Origin of the sequence: Trichocoleus sp. FACHB-90 (genome assembly GCF_014695505.1) — a bacterium.
GTDB classification, from domain to species: Bacteria; Cyanobacteriota; Cyanobacteriia; order Cyanobacteriales; family FACHB-T130; genus Funiculus; species Funiculus sociatus.
Map to the genome: position 1 here is coordinate 25342 of NZ_JACJOK010000093.1, position 26571 is coordinate 51912.

The following is a 26571-nucleotide window of genomic DNA, read 5'->3' on the forward strand; positions in this document are numbered from 1 at the left end:
CTACGTCTATTTTAGACAGTCCAATAATGGCCCCTATTCACCTTGTGGGATCGCTCAAAGTGAGTAAAGTTGTTGTGCAAAATGCGGCGGCACGCTATAACCAAGAAGCGAACCCGCCACATTGATTGGTTCGGGTAAATAATACCAGCTAGGAAAACCCTGAAGCCGCCTTGCCGCTTCCACCGTCAAGCTCTTAACCGTGCCATCTGACTTCCACAAATCAATAAACCGGCTGCGAACACCTTGCCTCTGGTCTGTAAAGATGGCTCTCTTAATCGTCCAGATTGGCTCCGTGGGTTCCCTCAGTTTCGGCAAAGAGTCCCTAAACCCAGTGCGCTCAATCAGGAGAGCTGGAATCTCCGGACAAATAGCCAGCTTCTCCTCAAGTGCCTTCTGTTGAGCAGGTAGAAGTTGAGACTCAGGTAGCGCCGGGATTAAATCTTCAACAAACTGATACCATCCTACCCGGCTTTGCTTTGGTGGTAACCCTGGCGCTTTTTCCCTTGCAGCTTTGACAATCAACCGCTTTCGAGACTGAGGAATCCCATAATCTGCCGTATCTAGCACCCCTGCCGTTATCTGATATCCCAACCCCATCAGCTCATCCTGAATAATCTGCCATGATTCGGATTGTCTGTACCCCAATACGTTCTCCAGCGTAAAACATTTGGGCTGCAATACCCGTATGGCAGTGGCTACAGCAGTCGCGGCTTCGCAGTCTAGTGATTGTTCGGTGCCGTTTCCCAGCGCCTTACTAAAGTTTGAGCAGACCGGAGAAGCGTGGAGATAATCCGGCTGGGGGAATCCAGGGAACCTAGCTTCAGCCAGTTCTTGAACTGTTTGTTGAATTACCTTGGTGCCATAAGGTTTGAAGTTCAGCGAGAGAGAGGCAGCAAGTGCAGCAGAGAGTTCTGTTCGCCTAGGGTCGCATTCCACGCTCAAGACGGGCCTAATACCAGCCATGACCATGCCAGCTTCTACACCACCGCCTCCAGCAAACAGTACAACAGCCGCTGGAGCATCATCAGGTAGGGTAGGAGCATGACCCAAATATTTAAGTACCTTTTGGCGTTTTTGACCGTCAGCGGTTTTATAAGTTTCGACCAGGTAACGATAAGGTTGTCCTTTAATTATTTTGGTTCGGATAAACATGAACGGAGTGCCTAACTACAGGGTAATGTTAGGCATTCTATAGGAGAGAGGCTGATCTAACTGAAACATGGTTTCAGCTCTTCGATGGTATTTGAAGGTTGGAAAACTGAATTTCGGTATCCGGGACTCAAAGGAGGTGGTGGGATCTTTGGCTCAATTAGTGGAGGAGTCCGGGAAACTGAAATCCCGGTCTACGGGACTCAAACACGTTCTTCCCAAGCGTTGCAAACTTTGCAACGCTTGGGAAGAGAAACCTAATAACGTGGACTTAGACAAAAACTGAAGCAGAAATGGCTTCAAATTCAACTTTAGAAAGACTTTCAGCTTAAATAGGAATAATTCAGTATTGACAAAGGTTTCAGGTGTTTTTAAATCATCAACATTTGTTCCTTGTTAAGAGAGCTTTTAAGCTCCTCTAGGGCATAAAAAATGTTTAAGTTTCACTAACTAAGTATTCTCCTTGTACAGATTTAGCTATTGCAATGAAATTGTATCCGAGGAGGAACTGCGGGAGCTGTTCAGGTTAGAAAACGAGTGACCCAGCTCCCGCAGCTCCCGATACTAAAATCAAAATCCAAAGTGCAGGATATTTTCTTTTCAGGTAACAGTGAAGCCAAAATTGGGAGAGTTGAATATTTAGATATCCTCTATCCACCAGTCATCTGTAATTTCTTCGGTCAATTCATATTCGGAAGTGATTTGCTCAGCATATTCATCACCCATCTTCTTTGAATGTCCAATAAGTGTTCCAAATGCCTCAGTAATATCTTCTCGACCAGGTTGGCGAATATGTTTTTCTGCAATATGCCTCAGAGCATGAGGATTAATCCAGCGAGCTTCTCCGAATAAGGCTTGTGTTGCAATTGCAAAAGCCCGACTAACTGTTATCCAGAGGGTGTCTTTATCAACAGGCTTACCAAAAGCTTCAGTTTCGTGCTTTCCGAAAACCAAGAACAAACGGTTATTGGCTTCAAGATTACTCCTGGCAATTTCCCAAGCATTAATCCGTCGCTCAACTCCCTTCAACTGCCACTCAAGGTACTGCATATATTCTTCTGGCGAACTTTTCACGGTTTTTGGAAGAATTCCTTGTTGGGCAGCTTCTATCCTTTGGTGAATGCCTTCTACCTTATCAAGCTTGTACTTCCAAAGTTCCATCCATCCCTCTGGCGTACTAACCAATTCCTCAATCAGGGGTCGCCACTTGCACACCCACATATCTAAATCTTGGGTCAAGATAGCAGGCAATCGATAACGCCGAGGCTTGCTTTGAGAGGAGTGTTGGGTAGCGCGTTTGTGTTCTTCAAAGTAGGCTTCATAATAGGGAGTCCCCTGATCATCTTTCCGACGGAACAAGGTTTCCTCAAGAGCAAAGTTTCTAATTTCCTCCTGCCGAACCGGGCAGTAAACCAGAATTTTGACAATTAAATAAGTCTGCCAGGAACGAGCAACTGCTGAAGTTTGGCGTTTTGTACGATATTTACTTGGTTCTCCTGTCTTTTTGTCACGACGAGTAGTGTAAGGAGCGCATAAATTTCTTAGGTATTGAACTACTTGTTGGGCTTCTGGATGGGTTAACTTTTTCCTCGACCATTTTTCTGCATCAAGCTGTTTTCTCTCCTTGGCATACTCTTGGGCGTACTCATTTCGCAAGTCTTTTAAATCTAAAATCAGCCCAATATCCGACCAATTGCGGCGAGTAGATTTGTCATAGTTCAACCACTTTGCGATCGCAATCGCTGTTTTAGCCGTATGTACACCCGTGCAATGACAAACTCCTCGTGTATCAATTGCCCAATATGTATACTTGTCAAGCAGGTCTAGATCAGTCAGTAGCTCCAATTTGAGTTCGGAGTTAGGATACTTTTGGGCGTACCACCCTAAGAATGCTAGTATCTTGTCCTCATTATTCTTAAATGTTGAAGGCTTAATAGTGTCTATTTTTGGTCTACGGGCTTCTCCGCTCTCTCTATACTGTTTTGGCTCGGATACAGTTCGGCGTATATTTCTTCCTCCAGTTAGGCGAAACTCCTTGAACTCTTCAAGTTCCTTAAGAACATGACTGGGCAGATTCTCTTTAGATAAGCCGTAGCGTGAAAGTCGTTCTCTAGTTTTTGGTAATGCAGGACTCTTTTCCCGAAACGGAGAAACTGTTGCAACTGGATCAGGAAATAGACAAGGCCACCAAGCCTGCTTCTCTAGCCAATGTGTGAATTGCTTAAGGGTGGAACGATAGTTTCTTCCAGTACTTCGAGATGTTCTTTCTTTCTCAACAGCTAAAGCAAATTGCTGGTCGAAAATATCTAAAGCTCCCTTGAGTTGGGCAACGGGTAGTTGATCGCAAAAGGAAGCAAATTCCTCCCTCTTCAAACTTTGTGCAGCGGGGTCTAATTCCGGAAAGACGTATTGCCTTAGGCCAATGCTTAGGTATTTATCAAAGTTAATGCCAACGTTCTGGGCATCTATAGAGGTTTCCCAGAGTTTTAGGGCACGACCGAGAGTGTATTGTTCCATGTGACCGCAACAGTAATAAATAATCCAACGGACTTGAATTCTCGAAAAAAGTCTTGAGGTGAAGAGCCTGCCAAACGGCGTGAACTACTCAGTAATTAGAAGAATAGTACTATAAGTATGCACTCATACGTTTTTTGTATGAATGCGTACTCTAAAAAAAGTTGCTCAAGCCCTTACATATAAGGAATTTTAGCAGTATTTTTAAAGTCTGCTTCGCCTATCTTTGATACGGGATTGTAGTTGAAAACTACAATTTCTATGGTATTTTTATGGTATATATGTACTATATTTAAGTGGGAGTATGTATGAAAAGTTACTCACTGGGTCATGTGCTAAATTTATGGCGCAAGTCCAAGGAAGCAAAACTTGTTGCCAATGATTTTGAGAAATACCTCAGCATCGCTTTGAGGTTTTATGTCATTCCTGAACTAGATACTCTTTCTCAAAATTTGAAAACTAGGCAGTTTGCTGCGTACTGCGATGAATTCCCAGCTGCCAGACTTAAAGATGCTTTAGAAATCTTCAATCAGCAGACGTCCATCGCGATAGAAAAAGGCCAAATTTCTGAAGGTACCAGAGATAATTATCGTTCTACTCTCAAGCGATTTTTGGAGTGGATGGAGAGACAAGTTTGGTGGCGCGAGTTATTTCCAGTTCCAGTTACCCAAGAGGATGTTGCTCCTTTTCGAGTCTCGCTAGAGCCAAAACCGACGCGGGGAAAGCTGGCATCCTATGGATTGACGTGGAGTCAATTGCCGGAGCATGTAGTTGGGCAGATGCAGGCACTTAAGGAGTTTCGGTTAACGGGAGGTCAGAACTTACGCCAAGCTGCTCGTTCTCTCCGGGAACGTCGGGAACTCGAAAGAGTCCGCAAGCCCAGAGTAGTTCCTGTTAAACCATCTACGTTCCAATATGATGAGCAAGCGGTACTCCGGTTTCTAGGCTGGTATGCCCAAAAGTACCCTGATTGTGAACTTAACTTGGAGCTGTTAACTGATGTAAATCTGCTTAATGACTACACTTACTGGGCTACAAAAACTCGGAAAGTGAGCCATTCAACAGGTGAACAAATGGTTGGCACAGGAATCGCGATCGCTAAGTGGCTCAATTACGACAATTCACAGCGGCGTGATTGGTCAGATATCCCGATTGTTCTCCAACTACAGGATTTACAAAGCCAATATTCAGAGATTTATCAGCAGGAAAAGCAGATCCTTACGCAAGAGAAATGGAAGCATAAGAAGCTAACTCATGAAGAAGCTCGACAGGTTGTTCAATACATTCAAAGCCTGTGTGCTCCAAAAAATTGTGTAAGACATAATAAAAAAACCGGAGAGGTTGTCAGCCACCAGACTCGACGAAAATCCGCAGTTGCTAGAGCTTGGCAGGCTTACTTAATTGTTAAGTTTTTGGTTTACTGCCCCGTTCGTCAAGAGGAGGTGAGAAATTTAAAACTTGGAGAAACTTTGTTTCGCAAAGAAGATGACCAGGGGATTCCCTATTATGTGGTTAAGCTCCAAGAGCATAAACTCTCTTCGATAACACACAAACCTCGTGAATATAAGCTACCGGCAATTTTGACCGAAGACATCGATTTGTGGGTGCACAAGTGGCGACCTCTGATTGCAGAGTCGGTAAAAACTTTGGAAGGATGGACAGAGTTTTGGGGTTATGGTTCTGGCAAAATAGAACGAATTCGGGCCACAGTGGAAGCTGCTCGACAAGGAATTGTAGCTGAAAAGGTAGAAGCTCCGATTGATAAATATATCGAGCAGCAAGAAGCAAGGCTACAAGGAGCGGAAAATCGTGTTGCTGCCTGGAAAGTAGCCAAGACAAACTTCGAGAGCCATAATTACTTGTTTTTCATTATTGGTAAGGGAGATCCGAATAGTTTCGGCAAACCTCATTATGTTGCCAGCATCTGGCAAATGGTCAGCCGAGCGATCGCTACGGCAACACTTGCTTTATTCGGAGAAGCCCGATGGACTAACCCTCACGCTTTGCGGCATATTGCAGAGAAACATATCCGGCAAATAGGGAAATCAAATATTGCCAATCAATTTGGAACTTTGCTTGGACACTCAAAGGAAATGGGTGATCAGTATGCTGCTCAAATCACATCAGAGTATGAGTTGACAGAAGACATTGTAGACGATTGGTGGGAGTAACAACTGTAATAGGAGCTTAGCCATTTTATAGCCCTTAAAGGGGTTGAAAAGCCCTTTGAACAAGGAAAGGGTTGATGGCTTAAAAACACCTGAAACCTTTGCCAATACTAGATTATTCCTATTTGAGCTGAAAGTCTTTCCAGATTTGTATTTGAAGCTATTTTTGCTTCATTTTTTGTTTAAGTCCCGTTAGACGTTACGCCGAATAGTCTCGCGCCGCCTGTAATCTCTAGTTAGGAGTTACACTTTGACTTCAGAATCAAAGGGAAAATTAGAAATTCTTAAGACAGCGGCAGACATCTCAGATTGGGGATACGGTCGCTGGGCTTATGAACAGTGGGAAATCTTCAACGAACAGTATTGGGATGGAAGTTTAGAACCCGGTGGTATTTTTTGGGGACTTACAGCCCACGGACAATCACTTGGCTCTTATGAATCCTGGCGCAATGCCATTACCTTGCACAAAGCTCTTGTTGAACCAGCTTCTAACGCTTGGAGGCGAGGTAAATTACTGGGTAAAAAATTCGCGGCGGACGTGTTGCTCCACGAGATGATCCACCAAGCTCTTCTTCAACAAGAAAAAGTCTGCCCCCAATCCCACAACTGCGAGGCTTGGTGCGATGAGATTAATCGCCTCATCCCCTTAATGGGCATCGAAACCAGTCTGATTGCCCGACCTGTGAAGCAGCGTCGAATCAAAGTTGAGTCAGTGGCGGTAGATGGCAAGCTCACCACAAAGTCCAAAGTAACCTGGGAGCCACGACCGGGGTTTATGCCTCGTTCGATGATCGCTAATTTTCCCCACTCGTTGCGATCGCACTCTTACTATGAAAAATCAACCGTGCAGTTAGGCAGAAAATCTGGATTGTTCGTAGATAGCGATGCCGCCGTTGAGCGTAACGTCTAGTTACACGTTACAGTTAACGAGCCAGCACGAGCTTAGCACTCTGTTGGGACGGATAGTAATATTTATTGACGCTTCTGTTTCAGCCAAAGCAGCCTTGTGGCTGTGCCTTGTGGAATCTTCGTTACTTTGGTTGGCTTACTCCCATTAACATCAACCAGGTAAAGAAAATTAGTACACTCAGGATAACCTATTAGTAACAAAGGGCGATAACATTTACCGTCGTACCCAGATGCAAATACAATCTTTTGCCCGTCAGGTGACCAAGCGAAGTCTTGAATACCGCCAGCTGGACTTTTAGGAGGTGTAGGAAACAGTTCTCGCAACTTTTTAGTCTTTAGATCCAATACCCAGATTGTTTCACTGTTGAAGTTGAAGTTGTTATTGGTTTTGGCCCTAATGAGCAAAGCGAGATAACGACCATCCGGCGACCACTTCATGGCTTCATCATTAGAAGATAGAGATGGGAATATCCGAATTGGTAAATCATCTTTGGCATCAAGGAGTACTTGCAGTTTACTTCCGTCAGAGTTGATTTGGTAGAGCGTCTTCAAGGTTTTCTTCGTATCCCTGTGCCAGAAGACAAGAGTTTTACTGTCTGGTGACCAAACTAGTTGGTAAACACTACCAGGAGCGAGTTTAGTAATACGCCGCGAACGCTGACTGGCAATATCGAACAGGTAAACATCTTCGACAATGCCAAAGGTTTTGTCAGTAAAACCGTCTGTATAAGCGACAGTTTTCCCATCTGGGGACAAGGTGTACTGATTACTGCTGCCAAGACTTTTGTCCTTGATTTTTAAGACTTCTATAGAACCGTTAGGACTAATGGATTTTTTCGCGTATAGAAGTCGTTGAGTCTCAGGAGACCATGACACATACGATCTCCTCGTTTCCTCATTGAGAGCACTTGGGAGACTGTTGGGAAACTCCCACTGAGACATCTTCCAATCTGTTGGGTTTACTACATACCAACCCTGTTGCTTGTTAATCTCGGTGAGGTTGAGGATGACGTCGCGATCGCTTGGTAAGCCGGTAATGCTCTTGACAGGAGCAAGTATTGACACGCCACACCCACCCAAAAGCATACAGATTAGAAAGAAAAATCTTAGCGGTTTGAAAGAGGGTTTCATTTTTTAACAGCGGCGCTTAAGCCTTACAGGGATAGGGAGCATTGAATTTCTGCCCCTCCAGCCTAAGCGTGGAGGTGTGGCAGTTATGCAACCTCACATTCTGCTTTTCTAACTGTCACAGTCAGTCTCACCCAATATCGCCATTGGATAGATGTTGCTCCACTTCTGAAGTTTTACCCCTCGAATGACTACAAAAAGTTATGTTTCCAGCAATAGCAATAGACTGATACTTGAGTTAGCTGGTGATAGCCTGCCTTACTTCCTTATTGATCCAATCTCGAACTCCACAAGACTGGCGATTGCACAACACTTAACCAGCCAAATCTTCGGGTGTTTTGGAAGTCTTATTCCACGAGATTAACGGGACTTAAACCCCACTTTCCGCACCCTGAAGTGTCACACTACGAATTTTGGCTTTTTGGGTATTTTGGTTTTGCGATCGCAAAACGGGTTTTCCAGTTCTTCGTATCAAAAATAACCCCATTGGATCAGTAAATTACGTAAAAACCGATTGTGACAGTAGGGGGTGCGGAATGTGGGTTAAACAGATATCAAGCCCAAATAAAGCCTAAAGCAGCTTTGTAAGAGAAGAATAATGTACCTAGCAACTCCACAAGGCCAATTAGCAGTTTTTATTGTGGCTGCAATACTTTTGGGCGTTTTTTGAAAAAACTAGAGTTTAAACTACCCACGTTTTAGGGGCGGGTAGTTTAAACTCTAGTTTTGAGCGTAGTCAATCCACTGACGATTCAAGTTTAGCTACTGGTCATAGCAGTGCGGCGTGGGATAAAAGATATTAGCGAGACTTAGAGAACAGCGAAATCCCACATATTAAGGCTGTTGGCTTCCACTCCAATGAGCGTGGCTAACAGTTCACCAGTTTCCTGGTTAAGAATCAGAGTATTGTTGGCATTTGTATTGGTGCCTTGAGTAGTCGTAAGTTGCTCGAAGGTTAGACCGTTCGTTAATCCCAGATAATCGATACCTGCAACAAAGTCAAAAATGGTGTCGCTTCCAGCACCAGCCGCGATCGCAAACGTATCACGTCCACTGCCGCCGTATAGCATATCCTCACCAGTTCCACCGTTGAGAATGCTGTCACCCTCACCACCGTAGAGCTTGTCATTGCCCGCACCACCATCAAGCGAATTGTTACCAGCACCTCCGTAAAGTAGGTCGTCACCGCTACCACCAACTAGATAATCATCTCCGGCTTGCCCCAGTAGGGTATCGACCCCATCGCCGCCCCACAGGGTATTATTGCCAGCACCACCATCAAGGATGTCATTGCCGTCTTGACCGTAGAGGAAGTCATCGCCGTCACCGCTTGCAAGCTGGTCGTTGCCCACACCGCCATCGAGGGTATTGTTGCCAGCACCACCATCGAGGATGTCGTTGCCGTCTTGACCGTAAAGCTGGTCGTTACCCAGCCGGGCTATGAGCTGGTCATCACCCAACCCGCCTTCTAGATAATCATCGCCAGCGCCACTATCGAGGATGTCATCGCCATCTTGGCCAGAGAGTAAATCGCTACCATCGCCTCCGTTGAGCTGGTCGTTGTCATCGCCGCCATACAGGTTGTCGTTGCCAGCACCGCCATCAAGGGTGTCTACACCTTGCTGACCGTAAAGGTAATCGTTACCATCACCTCCGGTTAGCTGGTCATTACCCAACCCACCTTCAAAGTAATCGTTGCCCACACCACCATCGAGGGCGTCGCTGCCATCCAGTCCGTAAAGTTGGTCGTTGCCGTCGCCACCAAAGAGCTGGTCATCGCCCAACCCACCATCCAGGTAGTCATTACCAACTTGCCCTAAAAGTCGATCGCCATCATCGCCACCCCAGAGGAAATCATCGCCAGTACCGCCATCGAGCAAGTCGCGACCAGTTTGACCCAAAAGTTGGTCGTCGTTGGTGCCACCTTCTAGGCGATCGTCGCCAGTACCGCCATCAAGGTAGTCATTACCAGCTTGACCGTAGAGGCGATCGCTACCATCTCTGCCATACAGGTAGTCATCGTCTAACCCTCCATCTAGGAAGTCATCGCCAGTGCCACCATCCAGGGTGTCATACCCAGCTTGACCGTAGAGGCGATCGCTGCCATCGCTGCCAAAAAGCTTGTCATTGTCCAAGCCGCCATCTAGGTAGTCATTACCAGCAGCACCATCTAGCGTGTCTTCACCAACTTGGCCGTAGAGGCGATCGCTGCCGTCGCCGCCATTGAGTTGGTCGTTACCAGCACCGCCATCGAGATAGTCATCACCTGTTTGGCCTAAAAGGATATCGGCGTCAGCACCACCCCAAAGCGAATCATTCCCAGTTCCACCTTCGAGGGTGTCCATACCAGCTTGACCGTAAAGCTGGTCGCTGCCATCACCACCTAAGAGTAAGTCGTTATCATCGCCACCATCCAAGAGGTCATCACCAGCGTCGCCATTGAGCGTATCTTCACCAACTTGACCGTAGAGGCGATCGTTATCGTCACCGCCATTGAGCAAGTCATTACCATCACCGCCTTGGAGTAGGTCATTGCCAGCGTCACCATCTAGGATGTCTTGACCAGCTTGGCCGTAAAGTTGGTCATCGCCGTCGCCACCAGTCAGCCGATCCTCGCCAATCCCGCCATCGAGGAGGTCATCACCAGTCCCCCCACTTAGGTTATCGTTGCCTTCCTGTCCGTAAAGTTGGTCGTTGCCATCGATACCCAGCAACTGGTCATTGCCTTCTCCACCTTCTAGGTAGTCATTACCAGCGCCGCCGTCTAGAGAGTCGCTACCGTCTTGACCGTAGAGTTGGTCGTTGCCGTCGCCACCAAAGAGTTGGTCATTACCAGCTTCTCCTTTGAGGAGGTCTTCACCAGCTTGACCGTAGAGTTGGTCGCTGCCATCTCCACCGTAAAGGCGATCGCTTCCGGTTCCGCCATCAAGGGTGTCGTCGCCTGCTTCCCCGTAGATTAGGTCATTGCCGCCTAAGCCGCTGATGATATTGTTCAACTGGTCGCCGATGAGCAAATCCTCGAATTCGGAACCCTCGAGGTTTTCAATGGCTTCTAGGCGATCGCCTTCGGCATCTCCAGCCCAACCCGTACCCGTTGTCAAGCTGACGGATACGCGAGTTGCTGAGGTGAAATAGGAAGCGGTATCGTTACCAGCACCGCCATTGAGAACATCGGCTTGCGTACCCCCAACGAGGAAATCGTCACCGTTCTCGCCGTAGAGAGCGTCCTCTCCCTGTTCCCCAAAGATGGTATCGTTGCCATCCCTGCCTTCGACGCGATCGCTACCATCTCCAGCATGGATGATATTCGCCTTGGCATCGCCAATGATTTCATCATTGAAGGCAGAGCCGATGACGTTTTCAATGTTATAAAGTTCGTCATTCCCGCCAAAGCCATCTGTGGCTTTGTTTTGCTCTAAATTGACTTTGACTGCACTGCGATCGCGACGGTAGCTAACGGTATCATTATCATCGCCGCCATCAAGGTAGTCATTTCCGGCATTGCCAACGAGCAGGTCATCTCCTGCCAAGGCTTCAATACGGTTATCGAGGCTGTTGCCAATCAGAACGTCATCATACTCAGAGCCTTTGATATTCTCCAGATTTCGCAGCGTATCTGTGGTGCCAAACCCATCTTTTGCCGTGCCTTCATTGATGATGAAGTCTGGTTCTGTATCGGTAGGTATGAGATTGGTAGAAACTATCGTTGTGTGGAAAGATCCGCCAGGATTTTGGTAGCCCTGTTGCTCGTCAATGTTGACGATTACACCATTGGGTGAGTTTTCGTAGCTGACGGTATCAACTTCAGTACCACCATCAATCAGGTCGTCGCCTGCTTCTCCCATCAGGAAGTCATTGCCAGCTTCCCCGTATAAGGTGTCGTTGCCAGCATTGCCATTTAGGTTATCAGCACCAGCACCACCTGCTAGTTCCTCATTGCCAGCATCACCTTTAAGAATGTCATCACCCTCTTCACCGAAGAGCTTGTCATTTCCCTCGCCGCCATTGAGGGAGTCGTTGCTTACACCTCCGTAAAGTTGGTCGTTGCCTGCACCACCTGCTAGTTCGTCATTGCCAGCATCACCATAGAGGAGGTCATCACCTTCCTCACCGAAGAGTTTGTCATTTCCCTCACCGCCATTGAGGGAGTCGTTGCCTACACCTCCGTAGAGTTGGTCGTTGCCTACACCACCTGCTAGTTCGTCATTGCCAGCATCACCATAGAGGAGGTCATCGCCTTCCTCACCGAAGAGTTTGTCATTTCCCTCATCGCCATTGAGGGAGTCGTTGCCTACACCTCCGTAGAGTTGGTCGTTGCCTATACCACCTGCTAACTCGTCATTACCAGCATCACCTTTGAGAATGTCATCGCCTTGTTCTCCGAAGAGAAAGTCGTCTCCAGAATCACCGTACAGGTAATCGCCATCTGCTCCACCGTCTAGTATGTCTGCACCCTCGCCTCCTCTGAGGGTGTCAATTCCCGCTTCTCCAAAGAGCAAATCATCTTTCAATCCACCATACAGTTCATCATCGCCATCATCGCCCCAAAGGGTATCCTCTCCGTCATCGCCATACAAGAAATCTTTATCAGCACCGCCATCTAACAAATCATTACCGTTACCGCCACGAAGAGTATCTTGACCAGCATTACCAAACAATTCATCATTCTGATCTTGCCCTTCGAGACTATCATCACCGTCACCACCGTAGAGGTAGTCATTACCATCACCGCCTCGTAAAATATCTTCCCCTGCATCTCCATAAAGGAAATCAGAACCAGCATTACCTTCGAGGGTATCTTTGTCATTGCCCCCAATGAGGACATCAGTGGCAGAACCGCCATATAGTTTATCGTCCCCGTTTCCTCCTCGAATGTCAGCAGATATTGATGCATTAATGGTTATGATGTCATTGCCCTCACCCGCATCTCCGACAATTTTCTGAGGAATGATAATTTCTTTCCCTTGATCATCCTTTTTGGTAGTGATAGCGTAGGGCTGCTCCAAGCCAAATGCCGAAACTAAAAGTTGGTTGTTAACCTGCTTAACAGTCAATACTTCAGCAGCATCAGCAATGTTGCCATGCTTGCGCTCATTTGCCCGAACACCAACATTCAGGAACAAAAGCTCTCCAGATGGCGTGGCAAGAATTGGAACAGGAGGCTTACCGTTACCACCATTACCGCCAGAACCAGTATCAAAGCTCCACAAAGTTACTCTATCGCTTTCCACTTTGAAAAGTAGAGTAGAAGGGGTAGGAGCATTTTTCTCTGCCTTTCCAAAAAGTTTTTTAACCCCATCGCTAACAGCATCAACCCCTTTGTCTAGCAACGCAGCACCTTCACCAAGTAATCCTGCATCCTTGGTAATCTTCTTTAGATATTCAGTTGCTGCTCCTGTCACTTTTAACTGGGTAGTTAGCAATTCCTTAAACGCTCCAGCAACAGAAACATTTGCAGAAGCATCTAGATAGCCATAAGCTGAACCACTAATTTTATCGAATGGTTTATCTATTGAGAAGTTTCTAACTTTTCCTTCCTCATTAGCATCAAGGAAGAAATTAGCCTCTAAACCAATATTTGCACCACCATCTAGAGAAGCAATGTTATCATTGCCGAGTTTAATACCAACCCTAAATTCTCCGAAAAACTTTAGTTCAGGATTATCTTTTCCATTGATATCCTTAATATAGAATCCTGTCGTATCAAACCCAAATCCTAAGCTTGCAGAGCCACCTACAGTCGGTCCAAAGGTTAAATTGATGACAGGAACAATAATGGGAACCTGGACTCCTGTCTTCCAAGCAGACGGAGTTACCAGATTAAATGTCGGCATTGTATATTCAAACAGCTCGACATTTGTTTCACCTGAGAATAGTTTGTATGCGGTTGTAGCGTTAAGAATCGGTAGCTCAAAACCATTCAGATTTTTGGTAATCTCAGTTAGGATACTGGGCAATTCTCCTATGTTATTACCAGTAGAGAGAAAAGTTTTCTGATTTATATCGTAGGTGAAACTGCCAGGAAGAGCCATATTGTCAGAACTATTTTTGGCAGCACTAGCTAAATCTAATAGAGAGCCAGCATCGTTGATAAAATCAATAAATTCATTCAATCCCTCGATCGTGTACTTAGTTGATATTTTTGATCCAAAATTATTTGCCTTCTGAACCAAGTCTAATACTGAAATATTTTCATCTCCATCGAAATCAATTGATGATTTGTCGAATCCCAACCCTTTAGGAATGCCGTCGGTAAGAAAAGGGATATCTTTTTTCAGACCTTTAATAACCTGGCTTACAGGCTTTAGGACATCTTCTACATCTTCTAAAAGTTCGCCTAGAAAACTATTTTGCCCCAAAAAGGAGGTCAGCTTCAGTTCGCTGATAGTTGCACTTTGGTTAGTAGAATCTGTTAAAGACCAAGCAACACCTAATTTTGCTGATACTGAAGGCAAATCGTCACTTAAGTTAGTAGTTAGGACTTGCTCAAATTTGAAGTTTAATTTGTCGTCAACATAATCAAGGTCAACGCCGAATACACTATCTAAGCCTATGTCTAACTCCTCTACTATTTTTTTTATTTCATCATCGCTCTTAGCAGCGCTAACTGAATTAGCTACTTCCTGAATTTTATTTGTTAGATCATCAAACTTATCTCCGAGAGGCATCTTTAAAACTGATAATGCTTGATTGGCATCTTCCAAACTCTTCGCAATTTTATCGGCAGCTAAAGCCATGACTTTCTCCTTAAAATTTGAAAAATCGACAAAGCAAAACATACACTTGCAATTTTGAGAAAGAAACGATTGCTTCCTCAATGCCGGATGCAGCTTCTATTTGAGCTGTTTAAGCACAATTCCCAACCTTTTCTATCGAGCGTTTTGGCAAGCTTGAACTGCCGCAGGTTCGCTGATTCCAGTTCTCACGGTTTGGAGTTGCCAACCGCCGTAGCCAGCTTCAGGATTGCGTTGGCTGCAATAGCTGCGAGTGCAAACCAACCGTTGTTCATACATGAGGTTTTTCATGCAGCTTGCGATCGCCTGCGGTGAACCTCCTATCTGAGGTTGCGGCTGTGGCTGGTAAATTACTGGAGGCTGTTGTGGTTGATAAATTACCGGAGGCTGTGCGGGTGGAGCGGAAGATGGAGTTGGTGAAGCCGGACATCCAAAAGGGGTACACGGACTCGCACCCGGATTTGGGCAACCAAACGGATTACAGGCACCTGCCCCCGGTTGTGAACAGCCAAAAGCGTTGCACGTTTGCGCTACTGAATGCTCTATTTGCACAAATAAAGGCAGACTGGCGCTGAGGATGCCTATCGTTAGCACTTTACTAATAGTTCCTGAAAGAAAACCCTTCTTTGGTAAGCGAGAGAGCAATCGATTCATCTTGATTTCCATTCCTTTTTGTTGAGAGCGTTCAGTACATGCTCAATTCGCTGAAGGTTGCTAGTCATCTTCAGGCAAGCCAACTTTCACCTTCGGTTCCTACGCACTCAGGTAGCGTCGTGCAGTTAAAGTTGCTTCATCCAAAATAAATTGAGCAGACGCATTTAGAGAAGCAGCACTGATTAGACCAAGATTATTAGACAGACGACGTAGCATAAGACCTCTTCTGATTGTGTAAATATGCAACACCAGTGACATTGGGCTGGCGTTGCTGAATTAAAGTATGAATTGCTGCTTTCAGGAGTACTTTCCGAACTCCCTAAATCTTCTAAAATTGGGGGATTTAGGGAGTTCGCTTCCTGCAAATTAGGGGGCTATGGGCCGAAATCATACCTTTATTCAGTAATGCCCCACCCCCTGGATTTAAGGCTACTTGTTGCGACAGGTTAAGTTATAGGTGTAATCTGTACCCCTCATCCGAACTTCTTTTCTGCCCCAACTAAGGCTGCCATCTGTTGATTCACTTGATACGTAAAAAATAGCGTTTGATGTCAACGCAACAGGACGAGCAGTACCAGAGCGAATTGTAACCTCGCTAGTACGCCAATCTCTCTTGTCGTAAGGAATGTATTCAACATTTGCTAAGACATCCCTATTGCAAGAATTTCTAACTTTGATAGTGAAAGGATTGGAACTACTGGTTCCAGCTATACCATCCACTTTGCAATTAGATTCCCAAAAGCCACACCAAGTATCTGCGTGGGCTGTTTCTTGATAACTAGCTATTGCACCTAAAGTGCTGGTTAAGATTGCTGCTGTAAATAAAGAATTGTAAAGTTTAATATTCATAGCAATGTCGCCATCTGTCTCAAGATTCTGATGAACTGGTTCAATCAACCCTGATTCAGTAATAACTCGGACATTATTATTGCGTCTGTGAGGAAAAGTTATAAATAGTTAGTATTTTTGCTGCACCGTTATACTACAAATTAGGGTAATAACCCATTAATCCCGCTGTTTTGACGATTTTAAAGCCCACTTCAGAGCATAGACCAAAAGCTCCGATTTACTCGATGGATCAAAGTCGTTAATTTTTTTTGGATAGATGACAGTTGACGAAGCCCTCCTTTTTTTAGACTCCATTCTCCAACCAGAGCATCTTAACGATGTTCAAGAGCTAGTATTTCGGCAGGCTTGGGAAGGGCGCTCTTATCCAGAGATTGCTAGAAACACTGGTTATGATGCCGAATACATCAAGTTTGTTGGCTTCCAGTTGTGGCAACTACTGAGTCGGCTATTTGGGGAAAAGGTAACAAAGAGTAACGTTCACTCAGTCCTGCGGCGAAAGGCACAACAGGTGCCAGTAGTCGTAGAACCATCAAACAGTACGTCTGTTAATATAAGTAGAAATACTCAAATTTATCAAATCGACACTCCAGGCTGGGTAGCTGCTGAAGAATCGGCTGCAAATAGGTATCAAGATTGGGGAGAGGCTAACGCGGAGGCGAAAGACGGTGTTGGAGGACTTACACATCCGCTACTATCGGGGCAAAATCTGCTACAAAATTTAGAATTACTACCAAGCCCTTTGCCCACAGTTGTTAAAACAGGCTTGGAAGATCGACTGGCAACGAGGATTATTTTTAGCCAAGAATCCGTTAGTCGGTATCGCTATGCTTTTAAAGCATCTAGGCAAGCAGACTATCCAGAACGTCCGCTCGCTCCTAATTCTTCCTTATATATAGAACGTCCTCCCATTGAATTGGACTGCGATCGCGAGATTTTGAAGCCCGGTTCTCTAATCCGGATCAAAGCACCCAAAAATATGGGAAAAACCTCTCTGTTGAATCGGGTTCTGGCTCGTGCAGCAAATTTTAGTTGCCGAACAGTACGTTTAAATTTTCGGCAAGTCGAGAGTGCGGTACTTTCCCACCTAGATAAATTTCTACGGTGGTTCTGTGTCAATATCTCTCAGCGGCTACAAATGCCATCAATGCTAGATGAATACTGGGACGAAGAGCTTTTTGGCAGTATGGCTAGCTGCACAACTTACTTCCAAGCCTATCTGTTAACCGAAATAGATGCTCCTCTGGTTTTAGGTTTAGATGAAGTGGATCGACTTTTTGAGTATCCGGAAATCGCCCGAGACTTTTTTGCCTTGCTGCGTGGCTGGCATGAGGAAGCCAATAATCTAGATATCTGGCAACGTCTGCGGATGGTAGTGGTTCATTCTACAGAAGTTTATATCCCGTTAAATATTAATCAATCGCCGTTTAATGTGGGGTTGCCAATTCATTTGCCGGAGTTTACAGGCTCTCAGGTACAAGAGTTAGCAGCATGTCATGGACTAGATAGGGCTGATGATATGGTAAGCTCACAAGGCTTTACTCCCCTAATTGCACTGGTGGGGGGGCATCCTTATTTATTGCAACTCGCTCTCTATTATCTAGGGCGTCAAGAAATTACCCTGGAAAATTTGTTAAATACAGCTGCTACTCAAGCCGGAATTTATGGTGAATACTTGCGTAGTTATTGGGAGAAACTCCGCATACATCCAGAATTGGTGGATGCCCTTAAAAGGCTAGTTGACACAGACAAAAGGTTGCAATTAGAACCAACTCTAGCTTACAAGTTAGAAAGCATGGGGCTAGTAAAGGTTAATGGTAATGAGGCAAACATCAGTTGTGAGTTGTATCGTCGGTATTTCCGTGAACTCTTGAGAAACTAAAAACTAGGATGTCTACAGCCTCCAACTCAAGCTACGAATATCAAGTCGGCGGGAGCCTTAAAATTGATGCTCCCAGTTATGTAGTACGGCAAGCAGACGATGAACTGTATAATGCGCTGAAAGCTGATGAGTTTTGCTATGTTCTCAACTGTCGGCAGATGGGCAAATCAAGTTTGCGGGTACGTACGATGTACCGACTCAAAGGCGAAAACATCACTTGCGCTGCTATTGACCTAACGAAGATCGGTAGCCAGCATCTTACCCCAGAAAAATGGTATGGAGGAATAATTTCTGAGCTAGTCAGAAGTTTTAATCTTTTAGGGAAAGTCGATTTAAAAGCTTGGTTACGCTCTCAAGAAGAGCTAGCTGGGGTACAAATATTGAGTCGATTTATTGAAGATGTTTTATTTGTAAATTTGCTAAGCGAAAAAATTGTTATTTTTGTAGACGAAATTGATAGTATCCTGAGACTAAATTTCAAAGTTGATGATTTTTTTTCCCTGATCCGGGGGTGTTATGACAATCGTGCCGACCAGCCTGAATACAGACGCCTTACCTTCGCGCTGCTGGGAGTGGCAACCCCTTACGATTTAATCCAGGACAAAAACCGCACGCTCTTCAACATTGGTAAAGCTATTCAACTGAACGGCTTTACGCTGCACGAAGCTCAACCGTTGATCGAAGGGTTAGCAATGAAGGTAGACAATCCCCAAGATGTCCTAAAAGAGATATTAGCTTGGACGGGTGGGCAACCGTTTCTTACTCAAAAGCTATGTAAGCTTATTCTCACAACTGAATGCACTCACCAAGTTGGGAATGAAGTAATGTGGGTGGAGGAACTGGTACGATTGCATATTATCGACAATTGGGAAGCCAAAGACGAGCCACAGCACTTTAGGACGATTCGCGATCACATCCTCCGAAGTGGGAATAGCACAAGTCAACTGCTGGAACTGTATCAGCAAATTTGGCAACGAGGGGGAGTAACGGCTGATGACAGCCCCATACAATTGGAATTACGGCTGTCAGGATTGGTAAGGAAGCAACTAAGCCAGCTTATTGTTTTTAACCGCATTTACCAATCAGTTTTCAACGAAAATTGGGTGGAGATGGCGCTTAGCGCTGGAGGATATCAGCAACCCGTATTCTTTACTAAGGGGGAACGTCTTACACAGGTTCAAACTGTTGAGAGAGGCACAAATACTAATCAACCCAAAAACCTTTTGCTCGGACGCCTGCTAATAGTAGCCCTCGTATCTCTTACCGTCAGCATCGCCTCAATCCTACTCTCATACGGTGTATTTTCCAGTAGTTTCAGTGCAGCTTGGCGGCAAGAATTTAATACAGGTTTGACTGTTGGCGGCTGGGTTATTAGCGGCTGGGTTATCGAGCTTATTCGCAGCGGCATTATAACAGCAGGTGCTATTTCTCTGATGGGGATTGTATTCCGAGACGAAACTCAGAAATTTATGCAGCTTCGCGGGCACTCGGCAAGCGAGTCTAAATTCCTTAAATGGTCTCGTGGCATTATGTTGTTCTTAGTAGTAGCAGGAGGATTTTTGCTTTGTAAGCATCATTTCCAAGTTGGTCCCGATGAACTTGCTAGTAAGCACCCTGCGTTTCCAAGTCAAGTAAACGTCTTTAAAGAGTATCGGCTTCCTTACTTATTGTATATTCCTTACTCCTTTGTGAATTTTTTCATAATCGGCATTATCACGTTTTCAGTAAGCTTTTATGCTACTTCTATAAATTTGTTAAAAATCAGAACTTTGAGCCAAAAAATTTTGCTGAGCTTGCAAATAATTAATACCGACAATAAAACGGAGGAAGAAAATATTTGTGTTTTGATAAAACGTCATTTTAACCTCTTTTCCCTTAATTTATTAGGAATTATTGGTAAATATTCTGCCTTAATTTTATTTATAACAACCATTGTCTCCTTTGAATATTGGATTGGGCAAGTTACTTTATCAAGATTTGGTAAGCTTTGGACATGGGTTGGCTATGGACTCGTTTCGTTTGTACTATTTGTAATTTTCACAGGAATTTCATTTTACGGAAATACACTTCAAGCAACTATACGGCGGTTATATGAAATGAAATGTCAGGACGATGATATTACTAACTTTGAAAATAAAAATACTCCTATACAGCTAATCAAGAGGATTTTGAGCACCTATCTTAGTATTGACTTAACACTACTGCTCGTTTGTACTATTCCTCCTTTCGTCGATATTTTTAAAATTATTGGAAAGTTAATCGTTAATTTTTTAACGTAATAATGACATTCTATTATGAAATTTAGGCGGTTATACAGAGAATGAGTCAAGACATTTTAAACAGGATTGCTTTGACAGCTCTTGTCCTATGCAATTTTTTTATTTATGAAGTTTTAAATAAGCAATCTGGAACAGTTCACGTTGTTAAACTTCAGTTTGAAGAGCAAATACCATTTTTGCCATTTTTTAGCATTCCTTATATTTCGTTTATTCCTTTTTTATTAATAACCATAATTTATTTGGCTTTTTTCTATAAAAAATATCAATCGGTATTTATTTCATTCCTATCATGTCAATTAATAGCTTATCTTGTTTATACTTTTTATCAAACCAGCGTTAGTCGGGCTGATATAGTATCTAAAGACATATTTTCAACGATAGTTGCTTATATTTACTCCGTAGATAAGCCTTACAACTGTTTTCCCAGTCTTCACGTGTCTCTGTCTATGATCTGTCTTTTATACTGGATTAAAACATCACCTGTAATTAAAATACCTATGAGTATTTTTGTGGCATTAATCATTTTATCAACGCTATTTATTAAACAGCACTATGTACTAGATGTGATGTGTGGAATCATTTTAGGTATTCTAACTTTTTACATAGGGCAGGTTTTTAATTTTAAATTTATCATTTCTAATACTACTAATAAGCCTCCCTAAAAACAAGCATCAGAAAATATTATTCTGAAGGTAATATTCACTTAATTATTACCCCATCTGGGAGCGAAAAGCTACACTCGCGACGTTGAGGGATTGTGTTGAATAACAGATTATTTGGGTTCTTACGCACTTTTGGTGAAGCTGAAGGACAGATCAGTTCTAGCGAACGATTCTTCTAACGAATATCAATGAAGTTATTGATTCATCCTGAGTAAGGAGTAAGATAAGTTAAAAGATGTGATTTTTATCAGGTCAGAGCTAAAACTAAACACAATAATATCGATGCGCTAACAAATCAACGCATCAATTAAATTTTCAGGATTTTTCTAGCTAGCTAAGAGGAAACGGGAGTATCCCGGTTTTGCAAGAATGTTAAACGGATAGGATTTCGTTGAGGTAGGCGCAACAAAGTTTTAGTATCTAATTCACATTTTTGGCCAACCACTGCGCCCCTGAAATTTTCAACCGGCGAGCGATTTGTTTAACCGTAGACTCCACAGCCCCAGAACTAATTGGACAAACCTTTTCTTGGGACAATTGCATTGCTCTTAATTAACAATCCGGTGGCGGTGCTTCTGGAGATAGGCACAAAAGTTTTGTGCTTGTTTTCGGCCCATCGTCTGAAATAACTTTAGGGTTTCATCTATATTTCCTTGCCACAACAATCCTTTGGCTTGGGCTAGACGTTTTAACGACCCACCCATCGAGTCGCGACCACGACGAATGAATCTATCCCACTAATATCAAAAATGTGATAATTTGCTTTTCATAACAGAAGGGTGTATCACAGTATGGCTAGATGATTTGAAAGATTACCTGACTTAGAATGGAGGCTGTTTGAAGATATATTCCGCAAAGAACCAGAAAAACGCTCACGGAGAATGCCACATGTTTCATTTCGCCACGTACTCAACACCTTGCTGTATAGAACCCATTTGACATCTCAAGAAGGCGTTGCAAGCCTCTTGAGCATTAGCCTGACGAAGCAGAGATTGATTTTGGTCGTTGCATGAGATAAGGTTCGCTCAAAGTTTTTCACCAGACTTTTACAACGATCCATCTAGGCATTTGAGCGTTCAATCAGCCACCGAGCCGTCACCGGAACAAATCCGGATTTTCCTGGTGCCGCTTTTCTTGTTTTGAGGGTTTCGTCGAAAGCTCAAACCTGATTTTCGTCATGATCTGGGGATAAACCTTCTCTAACGCCTCAATCAAATGGTCTACATGGTAGCCGTGGTCTAACAAGATCGTAATCTTCGGAATGTTAACGGGTTTTGACTTGAAATAGTCGATGTTCAAGCTGAGCATTTCAATCAGTCCTGCATCATCCGAGACATTAGCCGGCGTGCAGTGCGTAAAGAAAGGAAACCCTAGCGTATCAACGGCAAGATGCCGCTTAATCCCATTGGTCGCTTTGTAGAAACAAAACCCTTTTGAGTTTACCCCAGCATTACAGGTGTTTTTTACAGCCTGAGAGTCAATGATGATTAGCCGAGTCCATTTCGGCTTTTTTTTTACCTGTTCCCGCACTTGTGCATGTAACGTCTTCATCAGAGTGGCGATCACTCCTGCTGCTCGCCACTGCTTGTAGTGCCAATAGACGGTTGAGTAAGGCTGCAATTGGGTAAGTCTTCCCAATTGCAGCCATTCTTGAGTTGGTAGAGTATGCCATCAATAATCTCCCTTTTACTCCAATCAGACGGTCTTGTCCGTTTCTTCTGAGGTAATATTTGGGGCAACAGGGGTTCTAGGCATTGCCCATTCTTCATCGGTAAGACTGCTGGAATACGGCATAGCTGCTGAACTAGAGGAGTGTAAGCACCTTAATTCATCATTGTGAAGATGTCAAATGGGTTCTATAGAATGCCTAACATTACCCTGTAGTTAGGCACTCCGTTCATGTTTATCCGAACCAAAATAATTAAAGGACAACCTTACCGTTACCTGGTCGAAACTTATAAAACCGCTGACGGTCAAAAACGTCAAAAGGTACTCAAATATTTGGGTTATGCTCCCACCCTACCAGATGATGCTCCAACGGCTGTTGTACTGTTTGCTGGAGGCGGTGGTGTAGAAGCTGGAATGGTCATGGCTGGCGTTAGCGTTAGACCTGTCTTGAGCGTGGAATGCGACCCCAGTCGAACCGAACTCTCTGCCGCACTTGCTACCTCTCTATCGCTGAACTTCAAACCCTATGGCACCAAGGTAATTCAACAAACGGTTCAAGAACTAGCTCTTGCTAATTTCTCTGGATTCCCCCAGCCGGATTATCTCCACGCTTCTCCGGTCTGCTCAAACTTTAGTAAGGCGCTGGGAAACGGCACCGAACAATCACTAGACTGCGAAGCCGCGACTGCTGTAGCCACTGCCATACGGGTATTGCAGCCCAAATGTTTTACGCTGGAGAACGTATTGGGGTACAGACAATCCGAATCATGGCAGATTATTCAGGATGAGCTTTGGGCGTTGGAATATCAGATAACAGCCGCACTTCTGGATGCGGCAGATTATGGAATTCCTCAGTCTCGAAAGCGGTTGATTGCCAAAGCCGCAAGGGGAAAAGCGCCAGGGCTACCACCAAAGCAAAGCCGGGTGGGCTGGTATCCGTTTGTTCAAGTCAATTTGCGCTCTGCATCCGACGCAGTACGGTCGATGCACCGAAAGCTGTTTGTGTTAGCCGTCAAAATGGGAAGTACGAAAACAGCGATCACCACGGAAGAATAAGACATTGAGCCGAGATATGTGGCGTGCCGTCAGAACGGAGCGTCTCAACGGTATTTATTGCTATCTTTTGACTCAGTGCTTTCATCAGTCTGCCACGCTTTTGGCAACATCGGATCTACGTCAACATTCTCTAATTTCTTGACGTAAGACAACTGCGCTAGCACCGCGATCGCGCCCTTGACTTGCTCATCGCCTACAGCTAAATATTCTTCTAACACCTCTAGACTGCGGTGCCCACTTACGGCTTGAATAATTCGCAGGGGCACCCCGCTATTGCTCATCATCGTCAACGCCGTTCTTCTAAATGAATGCGTACTGGCACCTTCTAGGTCGATGCGATTCATAGCTTCTCTTAAAATCCGTGAAGCGGAATCGGGGCGAATATGACCTCGCCCATGACGACCTGGAAACAGAAACCCTTGATGGGCGGGCGGGTTGTATTCGGTTAACAATTCCCTTAAGTCTTCACTAATAGGCACACATCTTGTTGCCAGCTTGCCTTTACTATTAGCTTTACGAATAATCAGAGACGGTCTGACTCGCCTAGATTTATCAAAGACATCTACCCGACGCAAAGTACAGGCTTCATTGATTCTTGCTGCCGTATACAAGCAAATTCCGAAGAGGCAGCGATGAGCAATAGTTTGCAGCCCCTCGTCAAAAAGTAACTGAATCTCGGCGGCTTCTAAACACCTGGCTTTGCCGTGACGATCTATTTTCAACTGCACACTCCCCACTAATGCCTATGAGATTTACCGCAGTAGGGGCGAAGCTCTCTCAGTTATCAAGAGCGATCGCTCTTGCCGGTTTCAACCCTTTCTTGGGTCTACAGGTTAGCTACCACGGCGTGACCAGCAACCTACTCATAGATGTTGTCTGTACCATCGTCGTCAAAGAATTGCTCAAATTTTAGCAGTTGCTTAGTTGTCGTCATAGAAATTAACACGCCTTGCCTACTGCCATGCTAACCCCTGGTGTCAGAAAATTCAGCATGGATAAGTGGGTGTAGTGCCATCTATCGATGTCAGCCTACACTCTCTTTGCCGGTCTTCCTGTTTTGATCTTCGTGAGGCTCTCAATGACCTTCAGTAAAGCTTCATCAGGTAGTTCGTTAAGAGCGTGAAGACCAGCGCGGATGACCTCACTTTTAGCCACGTTGACGGCTGAATTGAGGCATCGCTGTCTAATGGCTGAAATTAGTTCATAGTCTTCACCAGGGAGGGTAAAGCTATCCCGAATCACTCGCTCCTTCTTGATTTGTTCCTCGCGGCTCTTAGCCTCTACTTGAGGAGTCACTTCCGACTTCCTGTTGGTTTCAGTCCCATCCCGTAGTAAAGATTCAGCTTTCTCAAATCGGCTCTTCACTGCTTCATCCTCTGCTTTGAGAGAAGCATTAAGAGCTGATTTCATATTTTTTTTGGTCATCGCCCCTCCTCTCTTCGTCAGCGTGCAGGAATCTTCAAAAACTGAGTAAACAGTACAAACACTAAAAACCGTATAAATAATATAAACACTATTAACTCTATATACAGTTTATATTGTTTGTGTATCTGGATGTTCGTGCGAGAATGGGAAAACTAGGCAAACAATATAAAAACTATAAACTGTTTATACAGTTTATCTCTTGAATCCCATGACGGCGAAAATTATTGCTGTAGTGAATCAAAAGGGTGGTTCAGGCAAAACTACTATTAGTATGCAGCTTGCCGGATCTCTAGCCCGACGGGAAAATAAAATTCTCGTGGTGGATGCAGATCCCCAAGGTACAGCAACTCGCTGGGCGGCTTCAGCCGAGGATGAAGCTCCGTTCCCAGCATCTGTAGTCGGCTTGAGTGCTGCTAATGCCAAGGTTCACCGGGAGGTCAAAAAGTTTATTGATGATTATGATTGCATCATCATTGACTGTCCACCGGCGGCGGATTCTCCCGTTCCCCAGAGCGCCCTATTGATTGCTGACTTAGCGCTAGTGCCACTCATTCCCTCCCCACTAGATATGTGGGCAGCAGTCGGTATCCGCCAGGTCATCGTTAACGTGAGTATCATTAATGAGTCTCTACAGGCTCGGCTAGTGATGAATCAGTGCCAGCCCAATACGACTCTAGCTCAGGAAAGTTTAGAAGTTCTGCCGGAGTTTGGGATTGAATTGGCCAAATCTTATCTGGGACATCGGCAAGTCTATCGGCAGTCGGCTGTCTTTGGGCAGACAGTACACAACTTTGGCAGCAAAGCTTCAGCGGCGATAGAAGAGATAGAAAGCTTGACTGATGAGGTCTTGGGTATTCTGCGCGTTTGAGACAGGTTAGCCCAAGTCCTCATAACCGGGTAGCTATAGTTAACAGAAGCTCAAATAATGGCTTGGGTTACACGCACATGAATATGAGATGGCATTCGCCTTTGTTGTGTTTAAACGTTCCTCCACCGATTTCATCTTCTCCAAGAGGGAAATCACTGTGGGATGTAACTCGCTATCCTTACTTTGATGAGTTACTAGGTAATTGGAGTTTAAACTAACGCACTCCACTCAAGGATGCTGAGTGGAGCGCAAGCCTATCAACACAACTTTCTGGGAATGAGAGAAACGCCAAATTGACTCAGCAGCTCTGAGTTAATAACAGCAGCAAAAATTGAGCGATCGCACTCAGCTCAAAGCTCAGATTTGCCAATGTCCGGGCCAAAAGCAATATTAACCTTCACAATCAGCTACTCATGAATAAAGCTAAAAGCCAATACAGCTAAAGATTTTAGCTTCATCTATCTAGATTACAACTCCCGTACCCCCAACACCAACCCAGGGTGGTTTCAATGTCAACAGAGAAAAATGAGGATGGGTTGATAAACCATATTCAACCATCAACCCATGACCCTCATAGATCAATTAAAAACCATTGCAGACCCCCGTAGTCCAAGAGGAAAACGGCATCC

The 26571-nt window shown here is 44.7% G+C and carries 19 protein-coding genes and 1 pseudogene; 9 read left to right on the forward strand and 11 right to left on the reverse strand.

Translation table 11 applies throughout. The features are described 5' to 3' along the window. Positions 1 to 54 precede the first annotated feature (54 nt). Positions 55 to 1152 carry a DNA cytosine methyltransferase gene (locus H6F74_RS27385; protein WP_190445267.1) on the reverse strand — a complete coding sequence of 366 codons (1098 nt, stop codon included), beginning with the start codon at positions 1150 to 1152 and terminating at the stop codon, positions 55 to 57. A gap of 84 nt (positions 1153 to 1236) precedes the next feature. On the opposite strand from H6F74_RS27385, the gene H6F74_RS27390 reads away from it, so the two are divergent. Beyond that, positions 1237 to 1410: a hypothetical protein gene (locus tag H6F74_RS27390; protein ID WP_190445268.1), complete on the forward strand. Its 174-nt coding sequence runs from the start codon at positions 1237 to 1239 to the stop codon at positions 1408 to 1410. Between the two features lie 378 nt (positions 1411 to 1788). On the opposite strand, the gene H6F74_RS27395 is transcribed toward H6F74_RS27390, so the two are convergent. Further along, positions 1789 to 3666: a hypothetical protein gene (locus tag H6F74_RS27395; RefSeq protein ID WP_190445269.1), complete on the reverse strand. Its 1878-nt coding sequence runs from the start codon at positions 3664 to 3666 to the stop codon at positions 1789 to 1791. A gap of 305 nt (positions 3667 to 3971) precedes the next feature. On the opposite strand from H6F74_RS27395, the gene H6F74_RS27400 reads away from it, so the two are divergent. Together H6F74_RS27400 and H6F74_RS27405 are read left to right on the forward strand one after the other, a co-directional pair. Beyond that, the gene (locus tag H6F74_RS27400; protein ID WP_190445270.1) at positions 3972 to 5834 is read left to right on the forward strand and encodes a hypothetical protein; all 1863 of its coding nucleotides are present in this window, start codon (positions 3972 to 3974) and stop codon (positions 5832 to 5834) included. Positions 5835 to 6081: 247 nt separating this feature from the next. Then, the gene (locus tag H6F74_RS27405) at positions 6082 to 6741 is read left to right on the forward strand and encodes a hypothetical protein (RefSeq protein ID WP_190445271.1); all 660 of its coding nucleotides are present in this window, start codon (positions 6082 to 6084) and stop codon (positions 6739 to 6741) included. 62 nt (positions 6742 to 6803) lie between these two features. Here H6F74_RS27405 and H6F74_RS27410 read toward each other — a convergent pair whose 3' ends face one another. The 4 genes from H6F74_RS27410 to H6F74_RS27425 form a co-directional block, all read right to left on the reverse strand. Next, a complete protein-coding gene (locus H6F74_RS27410; RefSeq protein WP_190445272.1) occupies positions 6804 to 7805 on the reverse strand; it encodes a PD40 domain-containing protein in 1002 nt (333 codons plus the stop codon). A gap of 872 nt (positions 7806 to 8677) precedes the next feature. Further along, positions 8678 to 14605, reverse strand: a complete 5928-nt coding sequence (locus H6F74_RS27415) for a calcium-binding protein (protein WP_242022562.1) — start codon at positions 14603 to 14605, stop codon at positions 8678 to 8680. A 132-nt stretch (positions 14606 to 14737) separates the two neighbouring features. Continuing rightward, positions 14738 to 15256, reverse strand: a complete 519-nt coding sequence (locus tag H6F74_RS27420; protein ID WP_190445274.1) for a hypothetical protein — start codon at positions 15254 to 15256, stop codon at positions 14738 to 14740. Positions 15257 to 15685: 429 nt separating this feature from the next. Then, positions 15686 to 16105: a hypothetical protein gene (locus H6F74_RS27425; protein ID WP_206756362.1), complete on the reverse strand. Its 420-nt coding sequence runs from the start codon at positions 16103 to 16105 to the stop codon at positions 15686 to 15688. A 256-nt stretch (positions 16106 to 16361) separates the two neighbouring features. Between H6F74_RS27425 and H6F74_RS27430 the strand changes: the two genes are divergently transcribed. From H6F74_RS27430 to H6F74_RS27440, 3 genes are read left to right on the forward strand one after another with little or no spacing between them, the layout of a single operon-like run. Continuing rightward, a complete protein-coding gene (locus H6F74_RS27430; protein ID WP_199301677.1) occupies positions 16362 to 17984 on the forward strand; it encodes an AAA-like domain-containing protein in 1623 nt (540 codons plus the stop codon). 8 nt (positions 17985 to 17992) lie between these two features. Next, a complete protein-coding gene (locus H6F74_RS27435; RefSeq protein ID WP_190445276.1) occupies positions 17993 to 20263 on the forward strand; it encodes an AAA-like domain-containing protein in 2271 nt (756 codons plus the stop codon). 41 nt (positions 20264 to 20304) lie between these two features. Further along, positions 20305 to 20925 (forward strand): phosphatase PAP2 family protein, encoded by a 621-nt coding sequence (locus tag H6F74_RS27440; RefSeq protein WP_190445277.1) that lies wholly within the window; start codon positions 20305 to 20307, stop codon positions 20923 to 20925. Between the two features lie 548 nt (positions 20926 to 21473). Here H6F74_RS27440 and H6F74_RS27445 read toward each other — a convergent pair. The 3 genes and pseudogenes from H6F74_RS27445 to H6F74_RS27460 all read right to left on the reverse strand — a co-directional run bounded on the left by H6F74_RS27445 (position 21474) and on the right by H6F74_RS27460 (position 22694). Continuing rightward, complete coding sequence (locus H6F74_RS27445; RefSeq protein WP_190445278.1) at positions 21474 to 21629, reverse strand: hypothetical protein; 156 nt, start codon at positions 21627 to 21629, stop codon at positions 21474 to 21476. A gap of 239 nt (positions 21630 to 21868) precedes the next feature. Then, positions 21869 to 22476 (reverse strand): annotated as a pseudogene (locus H6F74_RS27455) (transposase). A gap of 11 nt (positions 22477 to 22487) precedes the next feature. Further along, positions 22488 to 22694, reverse strand: a complete 207-nt coding sequence (locus H6F74_RS27460; RefSeq protein WP_199301678.1) for a transposase — start codon at positions 22692 to 22694, stop codon at positions 22488 to 22490. A gap of 130 nt (positions 22695 to 22824) precedes the next feature. On the opposite strand from H6F74_RS27460, the gene H6F74_RS27465 reads away from it, so the two are divergent. Then, entirely contained in the window at positions 22825 to 23649 is an 825-nt protein-coding gene (locus tag H6F74_RS27465; RefSeq protein ID WP_190445280.1) for a DNA cytosine methyltransferase, read from the forward strand. 44 nt (positions 23650 to 23693) lie between these two features. On the opposite strand, the gene H6F74_RS27470 is transcribed toward H6F74_RS27465, so the two are convergent. Then, on the reverse strand, positions 23694 to 24377 hold the full coding sequence (locus tag H6F74_RS27470) for a site-specific integrase (RefSeq protein ID WP_347269562.1): 684 nt from the start codon (positions 24375 to 24377) through the stop codon (positions 23694 to 23696). Positions 24378 to 24388: 11 nt separating this feature from the next. Between H6F74_RS27470 and H6F74_RS27475 the strand changes: the two genes are divergently transcribed. Beyond that, on the forward strand, positions 24389 to 24562 hold the full coding sequence (locus tag H6F74_RS27475; RefSeq protein WP_206756363.1) for a hypothetical protein: 174 nt from the start codon (positions 24389 to 24391) through the stop codon (positions 24560 to 24562). Positions 24563 to 24678: 116 nt separating this feature from the next. Here the strand turns inward: H6F74_RS27475 and H6F74_RS27480 are convergent, their stop codons facing one another. Further along, entirely contained in the window at positions 24679 to 25074 is a 396-nt protein-coding gene (locus H6F74_RS27480) for a hypothetical protein (protein ID WP_190445282.1), read from the reverse strand. Positions 25075 to 25282: 208 nt separating this feature from the next. Here H6F74_RS27480 and parA point away from each other — a divergent pair, with 208 nt between their 5' ends. Further along, positions 25283 to 25942, forward strand: coding sequence for a ParA family partition ATPase (gene parA / locus H6F74_RS27485; protein ID WP_190445283.1), 660 nt, complete (start codon positions 25283 to 25285; stop codon positions 25940 to 25942). Positions 25943 to 26571 lie beyond the last annotated feature (629 nt).